General features: G+C 72.8%; 16 protein-coding genes and 1 tRNA gene. 11 read left to right on the plus strand and 6 right to left on the minus strand.

The window, feature by feature from the left end:
• Window positions 1–58 precede the first annotated feature (58 nt).
• The 3 genes from K336_RS0103750 to upp all read right to left on the minus strand — a co-directional run bounded on the left by K336_RS0103750 (window position 59) and on the right by upp (window position 2,993).
• Window positions 59–745: a response regulator gene (locus tag K336_RS0103750; protein WP_028706321.1), complete on the minus strand. Its 687-nt coding sequence runs from the start codon at window positions 743–745 to the stop codon at window positions 59–61.
• The gene (locus K336_RS14205) at window positions 742–2,106 is read right to left on the minus strand and encodes a sensor histidine kinase (RefSeq protein ID WP_021797875.1); all 1,365 of its coding nucleotides are present in this window, start codon (window positions 2,104–2,106) and stop codon (window positions 742–744) included. The genes K336_RS0103750 and K336_RS14205 overlap by 4 nt, the downstream gene beginning before the upstream one ends.
• A 248-nt stretch (window positions 2,107–2,354) precedes the next feature.
• Window positions 2,355–2,993 (minus strand): uracil phosphoribosyltransferase, encoded by a 639-nt coding sequence (gene upp / locus K336_RS0103760; RefSeq protein ID WP_028706322.1) that lies wholly within the window; start codon window positions 2,991–2,993, stop codon window positions 2,355–2,357.
• A gap of 105 nt (window positions 2,994–3,098) precedes the next feature.
• On the opposite strand from upp, the gene K336_RS0103765 reads away from it, so the two are divergent.
• The 6 genes from K336_RS0103765 (at window position 3,099) to K336_RS0103790 (ending at window position 8,969) form a co-directional block, all read left to right on the plus strand.
• Window positions 3,099–3,770, plus strand: a complete 672-nt coding sequence (locus tag K336_RS0103765) for a tRNA adenosine deaminase-associated protein (protein WP_081660553.1) — start codon at window positions 3,099–3,101, stop codon at window positions 3,768–3,770.
• A 49-nt stretch (window positions 3,771–3,819) separates the two neighbouring features.
• Window positions 3,820–4,251 (plus strand): nucleoside deaminase, encoded by a 432-nt coding sequence (locus K336_RS0103770; RefSeq protein ID WP_028706324.1) that lies wholly within the window; start codon window positions 3,820–3,822, stop codon window positions 4,249–4,251.
• A gap of 107 nt (window positions 4,252–4,358) precedes the next feature.
• A tRNA-Ser gene (locus K336_RS0103775) sits at window positions 4,359–4,446 on the plus strand.
• Between the two features lie 103 nt (window positions 4,447–4,549).
• Entirely contained in the window at window positions 4,550–5,854 is a 1,305-nt protein-coding gene (locus K336_RS0103780; RefSeq protein WP_028706325.1) for a hypothetical protein, read from the plus strand.
• A 331-nt stretch (window positions 5,855–6,185) separates the two neighbouring features.
• The gene (locus K336_RS0103785; protein ID WP_028706326.1) at window positions 6,186–7,439 is read left to right on the plus strand and encodes a hypothetical protein; all 1,254 of its coding nucleotides are present in this window, start codon (window positions 6,186–6,188) and stop codon (window positions 7,437–7,439) included.
• A 27-nt stretch (window positions 7,440–7,466) separates the two neighbouring features.
• A complete protein-coding gene (locus K336_RS0103790) occupies window positions 7,467–8,969 on the plus strand; it encodes a potassium/proton antiporter (protein ID WP_028706327.1) in 1,503 nt (500 codons plus the stop codon).
• Between the two features lie 5 nt (window positions 8,970–8,974).
• Here K336_RS0103790 and K336_RS0103795 read toward each other — a convergent pair whose 3' ends face one another.
• Window positions 8,975–9,481: a LytR C-terminal domain-containing protein gene (locus tag K336_RS0103795; protein WP_028706328.1), complete on the minus strand. Its 507-nt coding sequence runs from the start codon at window positions 9,479–9,481 to the stop codon at window positions 8,975–8,977.
• A 349-nt stretch (window positions 9,482–9,830) separates the two neighbouring features.
• Between K336_RS0103795 and K336_RS14210 the strand changes: the two genes are divergently transcribed.
• The 5 genes from K336_RS14210 to K336_RS0103820 all read left to right on the plus strand — a co-directional run bounded on the left by K336_RS14210 (window position 9,831) and on the right by K336_RS0103820 (window position 14,462).
• Window positions 9,831–10,112: a FeoA family protein gene (locus K336_RS14210; protein ID WP_233418714.1), complete on the plus strand. Its 282-nt coding sequence runs from the start codon at window positions 9,831–9,833 to the stop codon at window positions 10,110–10,112.
• A 127-nt stretch (window positions 10,113–10,239) separates the two neighbouring features.
• Window positions 10,240–12,126, plus strand: a complete 1,887-nt coding sequence (feoB, locus tag K336_RS0103805; protein WP_028706329.1) for a ferrous iron transporter B — start codon at window positions 10,240–10,242, stop codon at window positions 12,124–12,126.
• A gap of 11 nt (window positions 12,127–12,137) precedes the next feature.
• Window positions 12,138–12,719 (plus strand): NifU family protein, encoded by a 582-nt coding sequence (locus tag K336_RS0103810; protein WP_051245374.1) that lies wholly within the window; start codon window positions 12,138–12,140, stop codon window positions 12,717–12,719.
• Window positions 12,720–12,765: 46 nt separating this feature from the next.
• Window positions 12,766–13,302: a helicase HerA-like domain-containing protein gene (locus tag K336_RS0103815; protein WP_028706331.1), complete on the plus strand. Its 537-nt coding sequence runs from the start codon at window positions 12,766–12,768 to the stop codon at window positions 13,300–13,302.
• Window positions 13,299–14,462, plus strand: a complete 1,164-nt coding sequence (locus tag K336_RS0103820) for a galactokinase (RefSeq protein ID WP_028706332.1) — start codon at window positions 13,299–13,301, stop codon at window positions 14,460–14,462. Before K336_RS0103815 ends, K336_RS0103820 begins: the two co-directional genes overlap by 4 nt.
• A gap of 91 nt (window positions 14,463–14,553) precedes the next feature.
• On the opposite strand, the gene K336_RS14215 is transcribed toward K336_RS0103820, so the two are convergent.
• Together K336_RS14215 and pknB are read right to left on the minus strand one after the other, a co-directional pair.
• The gene (locus K336_RS14215) at window positions 14,554–16,317 is read right to left on the minus strand and encodes a serine/threonine-protein kinase (RefSeq protein WP_051245375.1); all 1,764 of its coding nucleotides are present in this window, start codon (window positions 16,315–16,317) and stop codon (window positions 14,554–14,556) included.
• A 42-nt stretch (window positions 16,318–16,359) separates the two neighbouring features.
• On the minus strand, window positions 16,360–18,165 hold the full coding sequence (pknB, locus tag K336_RS0103830; protein WP_028706333.1) for a Stk1 family PASTA domain-containing Ser/Thr kinase: 1,806 nt from the start codon (window positions 18,163–18,165) through the stop codon (window positions 16,360–16,362).
• Window positions 18,166–18,207 lie beyond the last annotated feature (42 nt).

Here is an 18,207-nt window from a genome sequence, read left to right on the forward strand (position 1 = left end):
CCCGATCGGCGTGGTCGGGCCCGACCACGCGCGCGTCGGCGGTGGCGCGCCGCCCGTCTCAGCCGCGGGGCTGGACCATCCCCGCGTCGTACGCGAAGACGACCATGTGCACGCGGTCGCGCAACCCCAGCTTGGCGAGGATGTGGCCCACGTGCGTCTTGACGGTGGCCTCGCCGAGGAAGAGCCGCTCGGCGATCTCGGAGTTGTTGAGGCCCTGACCGACGAGCGTGAGCACCTCGCGCTCGCGCTCGGTGAGAGCCTCCAGCCGCTCGCGGGCGCCGCCGCCCTGGTCGGCCCTGGGCAGCGTGGGTACGAAGCGCTCCAGCAGCCGCCGGGTCGCGCTCGGGGCGACGACCGCCTCGCCTGACGCGACGGCCCGGATGGCGGCCAGCAGCTCCGCCGGCCCGGCGTCCTTGAGCAGGAAGCCGGAGGCGCCGGCCTGCAGGGCCGAGTAGACGTACTCGTCGAGGTCGAAGGTGGTCAGCACGAGCACCTTCGTGTCGGTGGCTGAGGTGATCGACTCGGTGGCGGCCACCCCGTTGAGGTGAGGCATGCGGATGTCCATGAGGACGAGGTCGGGGCGCGCATCGGAGGGGGCTCCGACGACCGCGTCCACGGCGGCCCGGCCGTCGCCCACCTCGCCGACGACGGTCATGTCCTGCTGCGCGTCGAGCACCATGCGGAAGCCCGCCCGGACCATTTCCTGGTCATCGGCGAGCAGTAGCGTGATGATGTTCTCGGTCATGAGTTATTCCTCGTCAGATCGGTGATTCTGCTCAACGGGGCCGGCGCGCCGGGCCCTTCGGCGCCGGTGCGCCGATCGCTCGGCGGACCGTCCTCGTCGACCGGGATGATCGCGAGCACCTCGAAGCCCCCGTCGAGCCTCGGCCGCGCCGCGAGCGTACCCCCGAAGGGGGCGACGCGTTCGCGCATCCCGATGAGCCCGTGGCCGTGTCCGTCATCGGCGTCGGCGCCGTTCCCGTCGTCGCGGATGCTGATCATCAGGCCCGTGCCGGAGTGCGTGAGGTGCACCCAGGCGTGCGCGCCCGGCCCCGCGTGCTTGATCACGTTCGTCAGGGACTCCTGGACGATGCGGTAGGCGGCCGTCTCGCGGGCGGGGCCGAGCGGGGCGTGCGCCTCGGGGGAGCCGTCGACGGCGTAGTCGATGTCCAGCCCGGAGACCCGCGTCGACTCGATGAGCTCGTCGACCTCGTCGAGCAGTGGCTGGGGGGCCATCTCGGGCGCCTCGCCCTCGCGGAGCACGCCGACGAGCGCGCGCGTCTCGCGCAGCGCCTCGCGGGAGGTGGATGCGATGCGGGCCAGGGCCTCGCGGGCCAGTTCGAGCTTGGCGGCGGCGTCGCCGGGCTGGTCGAGCGCGTAGGAGGCGCCGTCGGTCTGGACGACGATGACGCTCAGCGAGTGGGCGACGACGTCGTGCATCTCGCGGGCGATGCGCGAGCGCTCCTGCTCGGCGGCCAGCTGCGCGAAGCGGTCGCGTTCGGCGGCGATGGCGTCGGCGCGGTCCTTGAGGGTGCGCACCGTCGTGAAGCGTTCGCGGGTGAAGGCGCCCAGGAGCCAGCAGACGGTGACCGAGGCGGCGAGCATCACGAAGAGGAAGGTCATGATGCCCACGACGTCGTGAGGGCCCGACCCGTCGCTCTGCGAGCCCACGGCGGCGCCCGTCGTCCATTTGATGGCCGCGGCGAGCGAGGCGGCGACGCCCAGGGCCAGCCACAGCCTGCGCGCCCGCTCGCTGCCGTAGGCGGCGACGGCGAACATCGCGATGAGCACGAAGATGTTCGGGAACATCGGGATGGGCACGACGGCGAGTTGCACCAGGTGGGGGACGACGAGCAGGGTGCACATGAGCGCCGGCCGCGTGCGGCGCCAGATGAGCGGTGCCGCGTACGAGACGCCCCAGGCGATCATGAGGACGTGGTTGAACGCGGTGCTCGGGAAGTAGCCGAGAGGATTCTCCTGCTCCTCCGCGGTGAAGAGGGAGAGCGTGTTGCCGAGGGTCGGCTGCACCAGGATGAGCGCCCAGATGACATCGCCCGCCATCGGGTGCAGGCCGAACCAGTTGGCAAGGCGTTTGATGATCCTCACGCGGCAAGACTACGGGCGGGCCCCTCGTCGCGGATCCACCCGTCGGTTGAGGCGGTGCGCGTTCGCGTGTCGGTCGGGGACGGGCCGGTCCTCCGCTCCCACCTCGTCGTCCCGTCTCTCGCCGTGTGCGTCCCGCCTCCCACCCCACTTCTGCGTTCGCACCCGGGTTGTGTCCGAGGTGGGAGCGCAGAAGTGAGGTGGAGCGCAGAAGTGAGGTGGGAACGACGAGGGTCGGGCCGGGGCGGCCCTCACTCGGCCAGGCCGTAGAGGCGGTCGCCGGCGTCCCCCAGGCCCGGGACGATGTAGCCGCGTTCGTTGAGCCGCTCGTCGATCGAGGCCACGACGAGCCGGCCGTCGACGTCGGTCGAGTCCATGAGCCCGCGCACGCGCTCGATGCCCTCCGGGGCGGCCAGCAGGCAGATGCAGGTGATGTCGGTCGCGCCCCGTCGGGCCAGGAAGTGCACGCAGCCCGCCAGCGAGCCGCCGGTGGCGAGCATCGGGTCGAGCACATAGCACTGGCGTCCGGACAGGTCGTGCGGCAGCCGTTCGGCATAGGTGGTGGGCTTGAGCGTCCGCTCGTCGCGGGCCATCCCGACGAAACCGACCTCCGCCGTCGGGACGAGGCGGGTGAAGCCCTCGAGCATGCCCAGGCCGGCGCGCAGGATCGGCACGACGAGGGGCTTCTCGCTGAGCCGGACGCCGGTCGTCGGGGCGACGGGGGTGGTGATCCCGGCCTGTTCGACGCGCACCTGACGGGTCGCCTCGTAGGCCAGCAGGGTCACGAGCTCGGCGACGAGCAGGCGGAAGGTCGGGCTCGACGTGCTCTCCTCGCGCAGGTGAGTGAGCTTGTGAGCGACCAGAGGATGATCAACGACGCGCAGTTCCACGGGCCCGAGTGTCCCATACACTTGGGTTACTCGGTGCGCGGGGCATGGGCGCCGAGCGGGGAGCCCCGGGCAACCGGTGCCGGCTGGGCCATACAGGAGGTCGACATGGCTGAGGACATGACGAGGGATTTCGACGACGACGAGGATGCCGAGGAGCTCGACAGCCTCGATGATCGCGACGACGCCGACCGTGGTGTCATCTCCGATGACTACGACGACCTCGACGACGATGAGGACGAGGACGGCCTCGACGATGACGACACGGACGACGATGACGACGAGGACGACTACGAGGACGCCACAGCCGACGAGATCGACTTCGTGGCGGCCCTCTACCGCGAGGACGGCGCCCCCGTCGTCATGCCGCTGTCCGACGCCTGCGCCAACGACCTCGACGAGCTGATCGCCCAGCTGCGCCGCATGCCGGGCGACACCGGCGCGGTTGGCGTCGCCAGCGTCAACGGCGAGTTCTTCGTCGTCGGCCGCTGTCGCGGGCGCCAGGTGCAGGTGCTGTTGTCCGACTCGCTGTCGAGCAACGACTGGCCGCTGGCCCGCGACGTCGTCGACTACCTCGGACTCGACGTGCCCGACGCCGATGACGACGACGAGGACTCCGAGCCGGTCGGCGACCTCGACATCCTGGCCGACCAGGGCGTCTCCGAGTTCGACATGGAGAACATCCTCGACGACCTCGACGAGGACTCCGGCGAGCTGGCGCACCGCGTCATCGAGAAGATCAAGTTCGCCCCCCAGTTCGACCGCGTCATCCACCTGTGAGGCCGGCTCCCGCGCCCGGGCGGCGGCGATGAGCCGCTGGGGCGCCGCCATGTCCGAGGCGCTGGCCGCCGCCCGCGATGCCGGCGCCGCCGGCGACGTTCCGGTCGGGGCCGTCGTCCTCGGGCGGGACGGCGCGGTCCTCGCGACGGCCGGCAACCGCCGCGAGCGCGATGCCGATCCCACCGCCCATGCCGAGGTGCTCGCCCTGCGCGCCGCCGCGAGGGCGCTCGGCCGTTGGCGGCTGGACGACTGCACGCTCGTCGTGACCCTCGAGCCGTGCACCATGTGCGCCGGGGCGCTCGTCGCGGCGCGGGTCGGGACCCTCGTCTTCGGCGCGTTCGACCCGCGGGCGGGCGCGGTGGCCTCGCTCTTCGACGTCGTGCGCGACCCGCGGCTGAACCATCGCCCGCAGGTCGTGAGCGGCATCATGGTCGGACCCTGCTCGGCCGTCCTCGACGGCTTCTTCGCCGACCGCCGCTGAACCGGCCGCCGTGCGCCCGGCGGCCCCGGTCCTGGCGGGCCCGGCACCGGGCCCCGGCCGCGCACGGGATTTGAGCGCGGGCCTCCCGGATCGGTATCGTTGCCCCTGGTGACGTGTCTGAGCGGCCGAAAGAGCTCGCCTCGAAAGCGAGTGTGGTGCAAGCCACCGAGGGTTCAAATCCCTCCGTCACCGCCACTGGGTCCCCCGCTCCGGCGGGGGATCCTCTGCGTGCCGGGCGAATCGTGGGCATGACGTGCAGTGGAGCCGATCTGTCAGTCGGCTCCGTCATCATGCGTCCATGACTGATGCCGATCGTGAACTCCAGGTCTTCGAGTCCGAGGACGGGATCCTGCTCTGGGGCGTGCCGGAGGCCCTCGCCCTGGTCGACGAGGACCCTGCTCTCACGACCCGGACGATCGGATCGTCCAGCCTCGTGGCGCGCCTCGGGACCGTGCTCGGCGGAACCAGTGCGCTGATGACCGAGAGCGGACGCTGGCTCCGGCTCGACGACGCCTCCGTCGCCTACGTCAGGCGGCACGGGGTGACGAACCTGTCCCGCGGCGTCCTGCGTACCCGTGATCTTGCCGGAGGCGAGGGAACCCGGATAGCCAAGCATCTGCGGTTCAGCAGCGTGAGTCTGGCCAACCCGGCAGGGACGGCGGTGCTGTCATCCATGGCGACCCAGATGGCCATTCAGCACTCACTCGAGCAGATGCAGCGGTGCCTCGAGCAGATCGACGTGAAAGTGGGTCGGCTCATCGAGGCGGACAGAACCAGGGTGATGAGCGAGCTCGACGGATTCGCCGGAGCTGTCCGCGAGGCTGAATCGCTCCGCGTCGCGACCGGTACGGTCTCAGCGACGACGTGGTCCAAGGTCGAGAACAACTCGACGCCGCTCAGGGCCCACCAGAGTCGGGCCATCCGGGAACTGAGGTCCTTGGCCGACGAGATCGAGGGGTGCGGAAAGGATGTGGACAGGCTCGCTGATGCGCTGACGCGCGCGGAGAGGGAGACCACGTTCTGGATGAAGGTTCTTGCGAGGACGATCCTCATCCAGGACGAGCAGTACTGCGTGGAGCTCGAACGAGTGGCCTCGGACACCCCGGACGAGCTCGAGGACCACCGTCGGGTCATCGTCACGGTGCGCAGTGAGCGGACCGCGAGCATCATCGAGGCCCTCGAGAGCATCAGCGGGTCGATCGCCAGGAGCGCCGAGTTGTCGAATGCCGGCTGTGTCATGAACCCCATCAACTCCGGCAGGGTGACCCGGCATGCGAACCGGGTCAACGAAATCATCGACGCCTTCGCCTCCAGAGCCGGTGTCGAATTGAGCGGTTCACGACAGCTCGACGGCAAGAAATGGTTCCGGGCCGTCGGGGGTATGGCCGGCGACGCGGCCGGCGGGGCATCGAGGCTCGTGCACGGCGTCGGGGCGCGCGCTGGCAGATTGCACACCGCTCTCGACGACGCCGTGGTGGCACGGGCGAACAGGATCTTGGACGAGCGCAGGTCCGAGGCCGAGCTCGAGAGGCTGCCGCCCGTACGCGAGGATGCGGCCGGGGACGGGGAAGATCCTCGGTCGGGCGGAACTCGTTCCATCTGACGGGTGGGGGACTCCGCCCCGCGCGGGCGGGGATGATCCCGCTGTTCCGCGTTCCATCTGGCGGGTGGGGAACTCCGAGGGGAGCCCGGTGGCCGCCGTCCGGTCGCCCCTCCCGGGCGGCGGCGCGCGGCGTTGAACCATCCTCATGGGGCGTTGAACCATCCTCATGGGGCGTTGAACCATCCTCATGGATCGGGGGCTCCGGTAAACTTGCCGCGCATGGTGCCGCTCCGTCGCACCGGTGCCCGGCCGGCCCGCGTCGCAATGGGCCGCCCAGGACGCGCCAACGGCGGCTCCGGCGCTGGTCATCGAATGTTTGGAGGCGGAATGCATGGCACTGGCTGAGTCCCGCGTCACGACTCGGCGCTCGCTGCCGGTCGGCATCTTCTCGGTGGTCGTCGCCATCGTGCTCATCACCATCGCCGTCATCTGGTTCCGGTTCGGCACGCCGACGACCTCCATCATCTGGATCGTCCTGGCCGTGCTCGAGATCGTCATCGCCGTCCTCATGCTGCGTCCCATCACCTTCCACGTCACCGTCGACGAGGACGGGGTGCGCAACGAGGGCCACGCCCCGTGGTCCATCGACCGCGCCAGCATCGCCAACGGCGGCGTCATCGCCGCCAAGCACCCGACGATCTGGGTGCGACCGGTGCCCGATGCCGCGCTGAAGCGCTCGCTCGGTTACACGGAGTCCACCATCGTCCCCGAGCGGAGCTACCTGGCCCCCGTCCGGCGCTCCCAGGCCGAGAGCCTCGCCCGCGCGCTCGCGTCGATCGGTCTGCAGGCCGGCCGCAAGGCCGTCCCCGAGGAGATCAACAAGATCGGCGCCTTCAGGGTCGGCTCCACCGCCATGGGCATGACCGGCGTCGCCGCCGCGGCCGCTGGCCCCGCGAGGGCGTCCGCCGAGCCGGACGAGGCCCCCGCGCACGCCATCGGGGCGGCCGGGGCGAAGACCGCCCCGGGTCGGGCGCCCGATCCCGCACCCGCCGCGCCGGTGGCGTCCGCCGAGCGGACCGCGATCATTCCCGCCGGGCGGACCGCGGCCGTGCCGGCCGCCCGGTACGCCGACGTCCCCGATGCGGCGACTCCCGACCAGGGCCCTCCCGCGGCTCCGGGCCCGGACCCTCATGCGCCCTCCGGCCGGTCCCCCCGCGCGGCCTCCGAGCAGGACGACGTCATCGAGGCCACCGAGCCCATCGGCTGGCCGGGCCCGTCCCGGTCCGGACCGCCGGACGGGGTGTCCGGGCCCCCCGCCGGCTCCGAGCCCATCGGCTGGCCCGTCGGGGCCCGCCGGGCCACCCCCGAGGAGGACGCGGCCTGGTTGTACGGGGACAAGGCCGCCAGCACCGTCGTCACCACCGAGACGCGGGCGCCGCAGCGGGCCCGGCGCGAGGGGCGGGCGGCCGTCCGCCGGCCAGGTGCCGGGCGGGACGAGTCCTACCATCCCCGTCGGGCCCGGCGCGCGGTCCTCGGGGCCGTCGAGGATCTCGAGGACGAGCGCCCCACCCGCCCGATGCGGGCCATCACCGACGACATGACCCGTGAGGAGGCCTTCGGCGCCGAGCCGGAGCCCTCCAGCTGACCCGGAGCAGACAGGGGGGAGGAGCCCATGGCCGCAGCGGACCTGACACTGCTCGTCGCCGCCGCCGTGGCGCTCGTGGCGATCGCCGCCGCCCGCCTGGGTACTCGTGCCGGGCTGCCCGCCCTGCTCCTGTTCCTCCTCGTCGGCGTCGCCCTCGGCAACGCCGGCTTCGGCATCCGCTTCGACGACGCCTCGTTGGCCCACGATCTGGGCTTCGTCGCCCTCGTCCTCATCCTCGCCGAGGGCGGTCTCACGACCTCCTGGAAGCAGATGAAGCCGGTCCTCGGCGTCGGTCTGTCCCTGGCCGTCGTCGGCTCGCTCGTGACCATCACCGTCGTCGGCCTGTTCGGCTACTTCGTCCTGGGGCTGCCGCGCGCCGTCGCCTTCCTGCTCGGCGCCGTCGTGGCGCCCACCGACGCCGCGGCCGTCTTCTCGGTGCTGCGCGGGGTGTCGCTGCCGCCCAGGGTGCGGGCGGCCCTCGAGACCGAGTCCGGCTTCAACGACGCCCCCACCGTCCTGCTGGTCATCGCCGGCACCGAGCTGGCGATGGGCAGCAGTCCCTCCGGCGGCATGCCCGGCCTGGCCGGCGAGGTCGTCGGCGAGCTGGCCATCGGCGTCGCCGCGGGCCTCGTGATGGGCTGGATCGGCGTGCAGTTCCTGCGCCGCCTCTCGTTGTCGAACTCCGGCCTGTACCCGCTGGCCGTCATGTGCTGGATCCTCGTCACGTACGGCCTGGTCGGGTTCATCCACGGCTCCGGCTTCGCCGCCGTCTACGTCTGCGCCGTCGCCCTGGGCAACGGGCAGCTGCCGCACCGGCACGCCACGAAGTCCTTCGCCGAGGGCATCGGCTGGGTCGCCCAGATCGGGCTGTTCGTCATGCTCGGCCTGCTCGTCCACCCCTCGACGATCAGCCGGCCCGACATCGGCGCCGGCGTCGCCCTCGGCGTCGTCCTGACCCTCGTCGCCCGCCCGCTGGCCGTCTACGTCAGCACCGTCTGGTTCGGCACCGGCTGGCGGCACCAGGCCTTCATGAGCTGGGCCGGCCTGCGCGGCGCGGTGCCGATCATCCTGGCGACCGTCCCGATGGCGGCCGGCATGCCCGGCTCCGACGTGCTCTTCGACGTCATCGTCGTCTTCGTCGTCGTCTTCACCTCGCTGCAGGCGCCGACGCTGCCGTGGATGGCCAGGCGGCTCGGCCTCGTCGACCCGCGCGCCGCGACCGACGTCGACATCGAGGTGGCGCCCTTCGACGAGCGCCGCGCCGACCTGCTGACCGTCAACATCCCCGAGGGCTCGCGCCTGGCCGGCGTGCGGGTGCTCGAACTGCGCCTGCCGCGCAATGCGATCGTCGCGCTCGTCATGCGCGGGGACGAGTCCTTCTCGCCCGACGGCGACACCGCCCTCGAGACGGGCGACCAGATCCTCGTCGTCACGCCCGCCGATCAGCGCGCCGAGGTCGAGGCCCGCCTTCTGGCCGTCGGGCGCCACGGCCGGCTGGCCGGGTGGACGCGCAGGTCCCGGCGCGCCTGACGGGCTCAGGCGCCGCCCGTCGCCGAGTGACTGGGCTGCGCGACCGGCAGGCAGGCGTGCCCCGAGGGGACGTCGATGCTCGTGGCCGCGTCGGCCCTGAAGCCCTGTCCCAGGTCGTCGGTGACGACGACGTCGACCAGCCCGTTCTGGCGGTGGTCGGTGGTGACCGTCGCGCCGGGGAAGAACGAGGCGACGAGCTGCATCTGCGGATCGTCGCCCGAGGCGCCGACGATGGTCGTGCCCTTGTAGTCGTCGTCGGTGTTGCTGGTGCTGTGGATGACGAAGCCGGCGCCCTTCAGCTGGTTCGCGACCGTCGTGGCCTGGCCCTTGACGGTGCCGGCGTTGTAGACGCGCACCTGCACCTGGCCGGTGCTCAGGCTCGTCAGCGCCGTGGTCTCGCACGCGCTCGCGGGATCGAGCGGCCCGGTGGCCATGCGGACGCCCCACCAGCCCGCGAAGGCGACGAAGAGGACGAGCACCACGAGGAGGACCGGTGTGTACCACTTGCGCATGGGATTGCCTCTCTCACGCCACCACGTCTCACATCACCACGGCACCCGCGCGCCCGCACCGGAAACTCCGCCGGCCGCGTCGCCGGCGGCGCGCGATGCAGTGCCTTGATCATAGACGCACCGGGGGACCGGGACGCGCGGTTCTCGGGCCCCGGGCCGTTCCGGGGAGCTGCTCGCAGGGGCGCGGCACGGGCCCGGGCCTCGTCGGACGCCCCGACGGCGCCGACGCCCTCGCGGGCCCCGCACGAACCCGGTCTTCCCTCCACCCGGTGAGCAGCGTAGGCTTGCCTCGGTTATTTCTCGGAGGCAACGGCCCGCCGTCGGCGGGTCACGGATGAGGAGGTTCGCAGTGTCAGCAACCACGACGACCGATCGGTGTTCCTCGGCGGACGGGATGGTTCCCCTGACGGCCCTCGGCCCCGGCGGCAGCGGCGTCATCGCGCACGTCGACCCCGATCTCGACCACTCGGTGCAGCACCGGCTGCGTCTGCTCGGATTCTGCGAGGGGCGCGAGATCTCCTACGTGCGTCGTGCCTTCTGGTCGGGCCCCATCGTCTTCCGGGTCTGCGACGTGCACATGTGCATCCGCGCGGAGCAGGCCGCCATGATCCGCGTGGCGGCGGCCTCCTGACCGCTCCTCCCGGCCCATTTCCCAAGAACCCGACCCCAGGTCCAGATGATCGCCCATGTCCACAGCTCTCAGCCACTGCGTCCCCGCTTCGCCCGCACCGGCCGGCGGCGCACCCCGCATCGCCCTCATCGGCTCGCCGAACGGCGGCAAGACCTCCGTCTTCAACCGTCTCACCGGCCTGCACGCCCGCACCGGCAACTACCCCGGCGTCACCGTCTCCCGGTCGGCCGGGGTGGCCCGCATCGGCGGTGACGAGTACAACATCGAGGATCTGCCCGGCGCCTACTCCCTCACCCCGATCTCGCCCGACGAACAGCTCGTCGTCGATCTGCTCAACGGAGAGGTCGAGGGCATCGGCGCACCGGACGGCCTGCTCGTCATCGCCGACTCCACCGCCCTGCGCCGCTCCCTGCTCCTGTTCGCCGAGGTCGTCCAGCGCCACATGCCGACGGCCCTCGTCCTCACCATGGGCGACGAGCTGAACCGTCGCGGTGGCTCGATCGACACCGCGGCGCTGAGCCGGGCGCTCGGCGTGCCGGTCGTGTCCGTCGTCGCCAACCGGGGCATCGGGATCGGCGAGCTGCGCGATCTCATCACCGGCTGGCGGGACTGGACGGTGCCGCCCGTCGACCCGCCCGCCGACACGACCGAGCTCGCCGGCTGGGTCGACTCGGTGCTGACCGACAGCGGCTACCGGGACCCCCACTCCGACGCCCGCACCGAGCGCATCGACCGCGTCCTGCTCCACCCGGTGCTCGGCACGGTCATCTTCTTCGCCGTCATGTTCGTCTTCTTCCAGGCGATCTTCACCTGGGCGGCGCCCCTGCAGGACGGGGTCGAGGACTTCTTCGGCTGGCTCGCAGGGATCGTCGGCGACCGCCTCGGGGACTCCCTGCTGTCCTCGTTCGTCGCCAACGGCCTGCTCGGCGGCGTCGGCAGCGTGCTCACCTTCGTGCCGCAGATCGTCATGATGTACTTCATCCTCGCCCTGCTCGACGCGGTGGGCTACATGTCGCGGGCGGCCTTCCTCATGGACCGGCTCATGAGCCGCTTCGGCCTCGAGGGGCGCGCCTTCGTGGCCGTGCTCTCGAGCTTCGCCTGCGCCATCCCGGGCGTCATGTCCACCCGCACCCTGCCGAACAGCCGCGATCGCATCGCCACGATGCTCGGCGTGCCGCTGGCCACCTGCTCGGCCAGACTGCCCGTGTACATCCTGCTCGTGGGCATCCTCGTCCCCGACGGAACCCGGGTCGGGCCCTTCAGCGGGCAGGGCGTGGCCATGTTCCTGCTCTACCTGCTCGGCGGCTTCTCGGCCCTCACCGCCTCGGCCGTCGTCAAGCGCATCACCGACCGCCGCAGCACCATCCTGCCGTTCTACATGGAGATGCCGCCCTACCGCATCCCCACCCCTCGCTCGGTCGGCATCGCCATGTGGGAGCCCACCAAGGCCTTCCTGCGCAAGGCCGGAACGATCATCCTCGTCACGACGATGGCCATCTGGGCGCTCACGACCTTCCCGATGCGCGGCGACGCCGAGCTGACGGCCGCCGGCGTCGACCCCGGCGACGAGGTCGCCGTCACCGCCTACACGATGGAGCACTCGGCCGCCGCGTCCGTCGGCAAGGCCATCGAGCCCGTCTTCGAGCCGCTGGGCTTCGACTGGCGCATCGACGTGGCCCTGCTCGGCTCGCTGGCCGCCCGCGAGGTCTCCGTCTCGACGCTCGGCCAGATGGCCGCGGCCCTCGACCCCGAGGACGACGCCGAGGTGGCCGACGCCCTCGACGGCTGGACCTACACCGCCGGCCCGCACGCCGGCGAGAAGGTGTTCACGCCCGCCACCACCGTCGCCCTGCTCCTCTACTTCGCCTTCGCCCTGCAGTGCATGTCGACGGTGGCGATCATGCGGCGCGAGACGGGCGGCTGGAAGTGGCCGGGCATCGCCTTCGGCTACATGTTCGTCCTCGCCTGGGTGATGGCCCTCATCGGCCGCGGCATCACCCTGCTCATCACGTGAGGGCCGCGGGCATGAGGATCACGAGGAGACGCCCGCCCCGATGCCCCGCCGCTCGTGCGGGGCGCGCGCCGGCCCCGGCGGTCATCCACCCCGAGCGCACCGGCGATCCCGCCGTGCTGCGCTGGGTCGTCCACGGCGTCGAGCTGCCCTTCGTCGGCCCGCTGCTCGGCGCGCCCGGCCTGGACGAGCTGCTCGGCGCGGAGCTGACCGCCGTCGAGGCCGTCCCGGGCGCCCTCCTCGTGACCGCCGCCCCCGGCGGCTCCTGGCGGGAGCTCGGCCCTCGGGCGCGCACCGCGCTCGTGACGGCCCTCGGCCGGATCGGCGCTTGGGCCCCCGGTCCCGGCGCGCGGCGCCTCGGCCCGGACGAGACCCTGCGCTGGTGCGCCCGCGAGCTCATCGACGGCCCCGTGGGCGAGATCGCCGCCGCGCACGGCGGTTCCATCGAACTCGTCGGCGCCCGCGACGGCGTCGTCACGGTGCGCATGCACGGGGCCTGCCGCGGCTGCCCGGCCGCCGTCCTCACGATGCGCCAGCGCCTCGAGACGCAGCTGCGCCGCCGGGTCCCCGGCATGCGGGCCGTCGAGGAGGCCTGAGGAACGATCCGTCACCGCCCTCGGCGGATGTGAGAAGCTGGGTGCCATGGCAGATCAGCAACTGTCCGCCGAGCAGGTGGACGGGATCCGTGACAGCTGCGCCTTCGGCGAGCCCGCCATCGACTTGGGCGTTCTCGGCATCGGCGGCGGGCCCGCCACCGATGCGCGCATCCGCATCCCGCTGAGGATGGTCGCCCGGCACGGCCTCATCGCCGGCGCGACGGGCACCGGCAAGACGGTCACCCTCCAGCTGCTCGCCGAGTCGCTCAGCTCCGCCGGCGTGCCCGTCCTGGCGGCCGACATCGAGGGCGATCTGTCGGGCATCGCCCTGCCCGGCGTCCCCGGCGACGGGCTCGCCGCCCGACCCGCCGCCGGCGCCCGGGCCGCCGAGGCCGAGGGCGGGCGGAGCGCCCGGCAGCCCCGGCAGGAGCCCGCCCCCGTCCAGGAGGCCCGGCGGGGCCGGCCCCGCCGGGAGAAGTCGGTCGTCGGGCAGGTCGCCGAGTCCTCGATCCTCGAGCGGTTCGCCCGTTCGGCCGGACGCGGGATCGTCCGCTCCCTCTTCGGCACGGGGCGGCGCCGATGAGCACCGCGCAGGGGCTCGCGGACGACTTCCGGGAGCGCTTCGGCCGGGCGCCGTCCGGCGTCTGGTCGGCCCCCGGCCGCTTCAACCTGGTGGGCGAGCACACCGACTACAACGGCGGCTTCTGCCTCCCGGTCCCGCTGGACCGGCGTACCTGGGTGGCCGCCGCCCCCCGCGACGACGGGCGCCTCCGCATGGTCTCCCTGGACGTGCCCGGCGAGGTCGACGTGCGGCTCGACGAGGTGACGGCCCACCGTCCCGGCGGCTGGGGCGCCTACGCCGCAGGCGTCCTGTGGGCGCTGCGGCGGGCCGGCCTGCCGGTGCGCGGCGTCGACATGCTCATCGGCTCCGATCTGCTCATCGGCGCCGGCCTGTCGAGCTCCGCCGCCCTCGAGTGCTCCGTGGCCGCCGCGGCCTCCGACCTGTTCGGCCTCGGCCTGCTTGCCGACGACGCGGGCCGAGTCGCCCTGGCCGTCCACTGCCAGACCGCGGAGAACGAGATCGCGCAGGCCCCCACCGGCGGCGTCGACCAGACCTCGGCGCTGCGCGGCGTGAAGGGCCACGCCCTCCTCATCGACTTCCTGAACCGGACGCTGCGCCCGGTGCCCTACGATCCGGCGAGCGCCGGGGTCGGCGTGCTCATCCTCGACACCCGGACCCGCCACTCGCTGTCGGCGGGGCACTTCGGCGACCGCCACGCCGAGTGCGACCGCGCGGCCGTGCTGCTCGGCGTCGACCTGCTGCGCCGGGTGGGCGTCGACGAGCTCCCGGCCGCCGAGGCGAGGCTGGACGACGTGCTCTTCCGACGGCTGCGCCACGTCGTCACCGAGAACGCCCGCGCCGTCCGCATGGCCGACGACCTCGAGGCCGGCGACTGGCGGGCCGTGGCCGAGGGCATGACGGCCGCCCACGTCTCGATGCGCGACGACCTGGAGGTCAGCGTGCCGCAGATCGACCTGGCGGTCGGGACGGCGATCGGGGCGGGGGCCTGGGGTGCCCGTCTCGTCGGCGGCGGCTTCGGCGGCTGCGTCATGGCCGTCGTCCCGCTCGACCTGGTCGGCGGCGTCGCCGGCGCCGTGGACCGGGCCTTCGCGGCGGCCGGCTACGACGCCCCCGACGGCTTCCTCGCGACGGCGGGCTCGCCCGCCGGACGCGACCTGTGACGGGCTGCCCCGGCCGGGCGCGACCCGTCCCACGGGGCAGCGGGGGCGCCGGTCCCACGGTCGTGCCCCGGGGCCCGGGGCACGACCCCGCTCAGGCCTGGGACTGGGGCTGATCGTTCGAGATGTTCGGGGCGTTCTGGCCCTGTTGTCCGTTCTGCTGGCCGCCGTTGTTGTTCTGCTGCTCGGTGGGCTGGCCGGCGGCCGTGGTCTGCTCCGCGGCGGTGGCCCCGCCCGTGGCCGTGGCTCCGCCGGTGGTTCCGCCGGTGCCGTAGTCGCCGTAGTCGCCGGTGCCGTAGCCGCCGGTGCCGTAGCCGCCGTCCTCCTCGTCGCCGCCGGTGCCGTAGCCGGTGCTGTGGTCCTCCTCGTCGGCGGTGGCCTGGCTCGTCGGCGCGGCGGTGGTCGTGCGGGCGGACGAGGCCGTGGCGGTCTGCGTCTGGGTGACGGTCTGGGACGGGCTCGGGGCGGCCGACCGGCGGCCCTGCGCCCAGGCCACGATGATGAGCGCGGCGAGCACCGCGATGATGATGACCGCCAGGACGATGCGCCTGTTCCGGCCCGGGTTTTTGCCCCCGGTCCGTCCTCCGCCGGGGCCGGCGGGCGGGCGGGCGCCGCCGCCGGTCGCCGCGGCACCGGCCACCGGGACGAGTGAGGGCGCCGTACCGGCGACGGTCGTCGCGTCCGTGCCCCCGGCCGTCGTGCCCGTGGCGCCTGCGCCGGCCGTCGTGCCCGTGGCCCCGGGGCCGGAGGCGGCCTCGGCGGCCGACGCATCGGCCGGGAGGATCCTCGTGAGGCCCTGCCCGTCGGCCGTCTGCGTCGCCGCGGCCCCGAGCGCCGCGGCGGACATGGCGACGGTCGCCATGTCGGTGCCGGGGCCGGCCGGGCGGGGAGGCTCGATGAGCCCGGGGGCGTCGGGGTCGCCGTGGATCGCGTTGAGGGCGGCGACCGTCTCGGTGGCGCTGGGCCTGGCCTCGGGGCTCTTGTCCATCAGCGCGGCGACGAGGTTCTCGAGCGAGACCGGAGCGTCCGGGACGCGCGAGCGCAGCAGCGGGGGCGTGTCGTAGACCTGGGCGCGGGCCACCGCCACGGGCGACTCGCCGGGGAAGGGGGGCTGACCGGTCAGCACGGTCATCATGAGGCAGCCGAACGAGTACATGTCGGAGTTCGGCCCGACGCGCTCGCCGGCGGCCTGCTCGGGCGACATGTACGCCGCCGAGCCGATCGCCGTCATCGTGCTCGTGAGGGCGGTCGCCTGCTGGTCCGCCAGGCGTGCGATGCCGAAGTCGACGAGCTTCGGCGTGCTCGTGAGCTCCTCGGACGAGAGCACGACGTTGGCCGGCTTCACGTCGCGGTGGACGACGCCGAGGCGGTGGGCCGAGCCCAGCCCCGCGGCGACCTGGGCGAGCAGCGGGACGGCGGCCCGCCAGTCGATCGGGCCCCGTTCCGTGACGATCGACTGCAGATTGGGGCCGTGGAGGAACTCCATGACGATGTAGGCGCTGTGCCCGTCGACGCCGGAGTCGTAGATCTGGACGATGCTCGGGTGGTTGAGCCCGGCGGTCGCGATCGCCTCGCGGCGGAAGCGCGCCTCGGTGCTCGGGTCGGCGCTCGTCGCCAGGTTGATGGTCTTGATGGCGACCTCGCGCTGCAGGGTCGTGTCCTGGGCGCGCCAGACCTGACCGATGGAGCCGGCGCCGATGCGCTCGACGAGCTGGTAGCGCCCGTTGCTCAGGGAGGCGATGGACCCGTCCCCGTCCGCCCCGGCCTCGCCCGCGACCGGCATGGGGCGCGTCGTCCGGGCGTCGTTCTGGCCGGTGCGGGAGGAAGGGTTGCCGCTGAGCGGTTCATCGGTGCTCACAGGTCCATTGTTCCTCATCTGCCCGCACACGGGCGATGGGTGTCATGAACCCGACTTGTGCGGGCTGGGACTCTGGGCGGTCGAGCCCGACGAGGGCGAGCTCGCCGCGCCCCCCGCCGTGGGGCTCGCCGAGGCGCTGGGGGCCGCGGCGACCTTGATCGTCACCTGGTCGGTGCGCGAGTACAGCTGGTTGGCGGCCACCGACTGCTCGAAGACCGTGCCGGCCCGGTACTGGGAGCTCTCCACCTCCATGACCTGGACGTTCGTGAAACCGGCGCCGGCCAGCGCCCGGACGGCCTCGTCCTCGCTCATCCCCGAATCCGAGACGTCGGGCATCCGGGAGCGGCCGGTGGCGCGGTAGAGCGTCACCGTCGAGTCCGGGTCGGCCGAGGTGTTCGCGCTCGGGCTCGTCGCGATGATCTTGTCGGCGACGTCCGTGGTCTTCTCCCGGTCCTCGGTGGCGTCCTTCGTCACGACGTTCGTGAAGCCCGCCGCGCGCAGGGCGTCGCGGGCGTCATCCTCGTCCATGCCCGTCACGTCGGGGATCGTGCCGGCCGCGGGGCCGTCGTTGATGACGATGACGACGGAGGAGTTGACCGGCACGGTCGTGCCGTCGGCCGGGTCGGTGCTGATGACCTGTCCCTTCGTGGCGGAGTCGCCGTTGGTGTGCTGCACCTGCGGGTCGAGGTTGTAGTTCTTGAGCGTCGAGACGGCCTGCTCCTGGGTGAACCCGATGACGGCCGGGACGGTCGTCTGCTGGGCCTCCCGGCGGAGCTCGCGCAGGCGGATGCCGCCGTAGACGAGGCCCACCGCGATGAGCGCGAGGATGATCACGAGGATGACGGTCGGCGTCGTGACGCGGCGCTTCTTCTTCGTGGCGACGCTGCCGGTGTCCTGCTCCTCCTCGGCCGGCAGGGCGCGCGCCGGGCGGGTCGGTGCGGCGGGCAGCGCCACCTGGGTGGTGTCGGCGGCGATGGCCGGCATCTGCGCGGTCGCCTGCTGGCCCTCGAGGACGCGCGAGATGTCCTCGCGCATCTGCCGGGCCGTCTGGTAGCGATCGTTCGGGTTCTTGGCCAGGGCCGTCATCGTGATGGCGTCCATGGCCCCGGTGACCTTGGGCGCCAGCGTGCTGGGCAGCGCCGCGGTCTCGCGGACGTGCTGGTAGGCGACCGCCACGGGGGAGTCGCCGGTGAACGGGGGACGGCCGGTGAGCAGCTCGTAGAGGAGGCAGCCGGCCGAGTAGATGTCGGAGCGCGAGTCGACGGTCTCGCCGCGGGCCTGCTCGGGGGAGAGGTACTGGGCGGTGCCGATCACGGCGGCCGTCTGCGTCATCGTCGCCGACGTGTCGGTCACCGCGCGGGCGATGCCGAAGTCCATCACCTTCACCTGGCCGGTGGGAGTGATCATCACGTTGGCGGGCTTGATGTCGCGGTGGATGATGCCGTGCTTGTGCGAGTAGTCGAGGGCGTCGAGCACGCCCCGCGTGTAGCCGAGGGCCTCGGCGGGCTCGATGGTGCGCCCGTCGCGCAGCATGTCGCGCAGGGTGCGCCCGCCCACGAGCTCCATGACGATGTACGGCACGACGACGCCGGTCGCCTCGTCCACCTGGCCGCCGGTGTCGTAGACGGAGACGATGTTCGGGTGGTTGAGCCCGGCCGCGGACTGGGCCTCGCGGCCGAAGCGAGCCTGGAAGGTCGGGTCGGTCGCCAGGTCGATGCGCAGCCGTTTGACGGCGATGTCGCGGCCGAGCCGCACGTCGCGGGCGCGCCAGACCTCGGCCATGCCCCCGCGGCCGATGATCTCCTGGAGCTCGTAACGGCCGCCGAGCACGGTGTTCGCAGCGGTCATCGCTGATCTCCTCCCCTCATCGCCTCGTCGCGTCGTGGGTCT

The sequence above is a fragment of the Propionibacterium acidifaciens DSM 21887 genome, from assembly GCF_000426605.1.
GTDB classification, from domain to species: domain Bacteria; phylum Actinomycetota; class Actinomycetes; order Propionibacteriales; family Propionibacteriaceae; genus Propionibacterium; species Propionibacterium acidifaciens.

What these genes read in the sequence shown, in the direction of transcription:
- K336_RS0103750 (WP_028706321.1), bottom strand. Translation starts at nt 745, where the DNA reads ATGACCGAGAACATCATCACGCTACTGCTCGCCGATGACCAGGAAATG.
- K336_RS0103765 (WP_081660553.1), top strand. Translation starts at nt 3,099, where the DNA reads ATGGCTGAGGACATGACGAGGGATTTCGACGACGACGAGGATGCCGAG.
- K336_RS0103770 (WP_028706324.1), top strand. Translation starts at nt 3,820, where the DNA reads ATGTCCGAGGCGCTGGCCGCCGCCCGCGATGCCGGCGCCGCCGGCGAC.
- K336_RS0103780 (WP_028706325.1), top strand. Translation starts at nt 4,550, where the DNA reads ATGACTGATGCCGATCGTGAACTCCAGGTCTTCGAGTCCGAGGACGGG.
- K336_RS0103785 (WP_028706326.1), top strand. Translation starts at nt 6,186, where the DNA reads ATGGCACTGGCTGAGTCCCGCGTCACGACTCGGCGCTCGCTGCCGGTC.
- K336_RS0103790 (WP_028706327.1), top strand. Translation starts at nt 7,467, where the DNA reads ATGGCCGCAGCGGACCTGACACTGCTCGTCGCCGCCGCCGTGGCGCTC.
- K336_RS0103795 (WP_028706328.1), bottom strand. Translation starts at nt 9,481, where the DNA reads ATGCGCAAGTGGTACACACCGGTCCTCCTCGTGGTGCTCGTCCTCTTC.
- K336_RS0103810 (WP_051245374.1), top strand. Translation starts at nt 12,138, where the DNA reads ATGAGGATCACGAGGAGACGCCCGCCCCGATGCCCCGCCGCTCGTGCG.
- K336_RS0103815 (WP_028706331.1), top strand. Translation starts at nt 12,766, where the DNA reads ATGGCAGATCAGCAACTGTCCGCCGAGCAGGTGGACGGGATCCGTGAC.
- K336_RS0103820 (WP_028706332.1), top strand. Translation starts at nt 13,299, where the DNA reads ATGAGCACCGCGCAGGGGCTCGCGGACGACTTCCGGGAGCGCTTCGGC.
- pknB (WP_028706333.1), bottom strand. Translation starts at nt 18,165, where the DNA reads ATGACCGCTGCGAACACCGTGCTCGGCGGCCGTTACGAGCTCCAGGAG.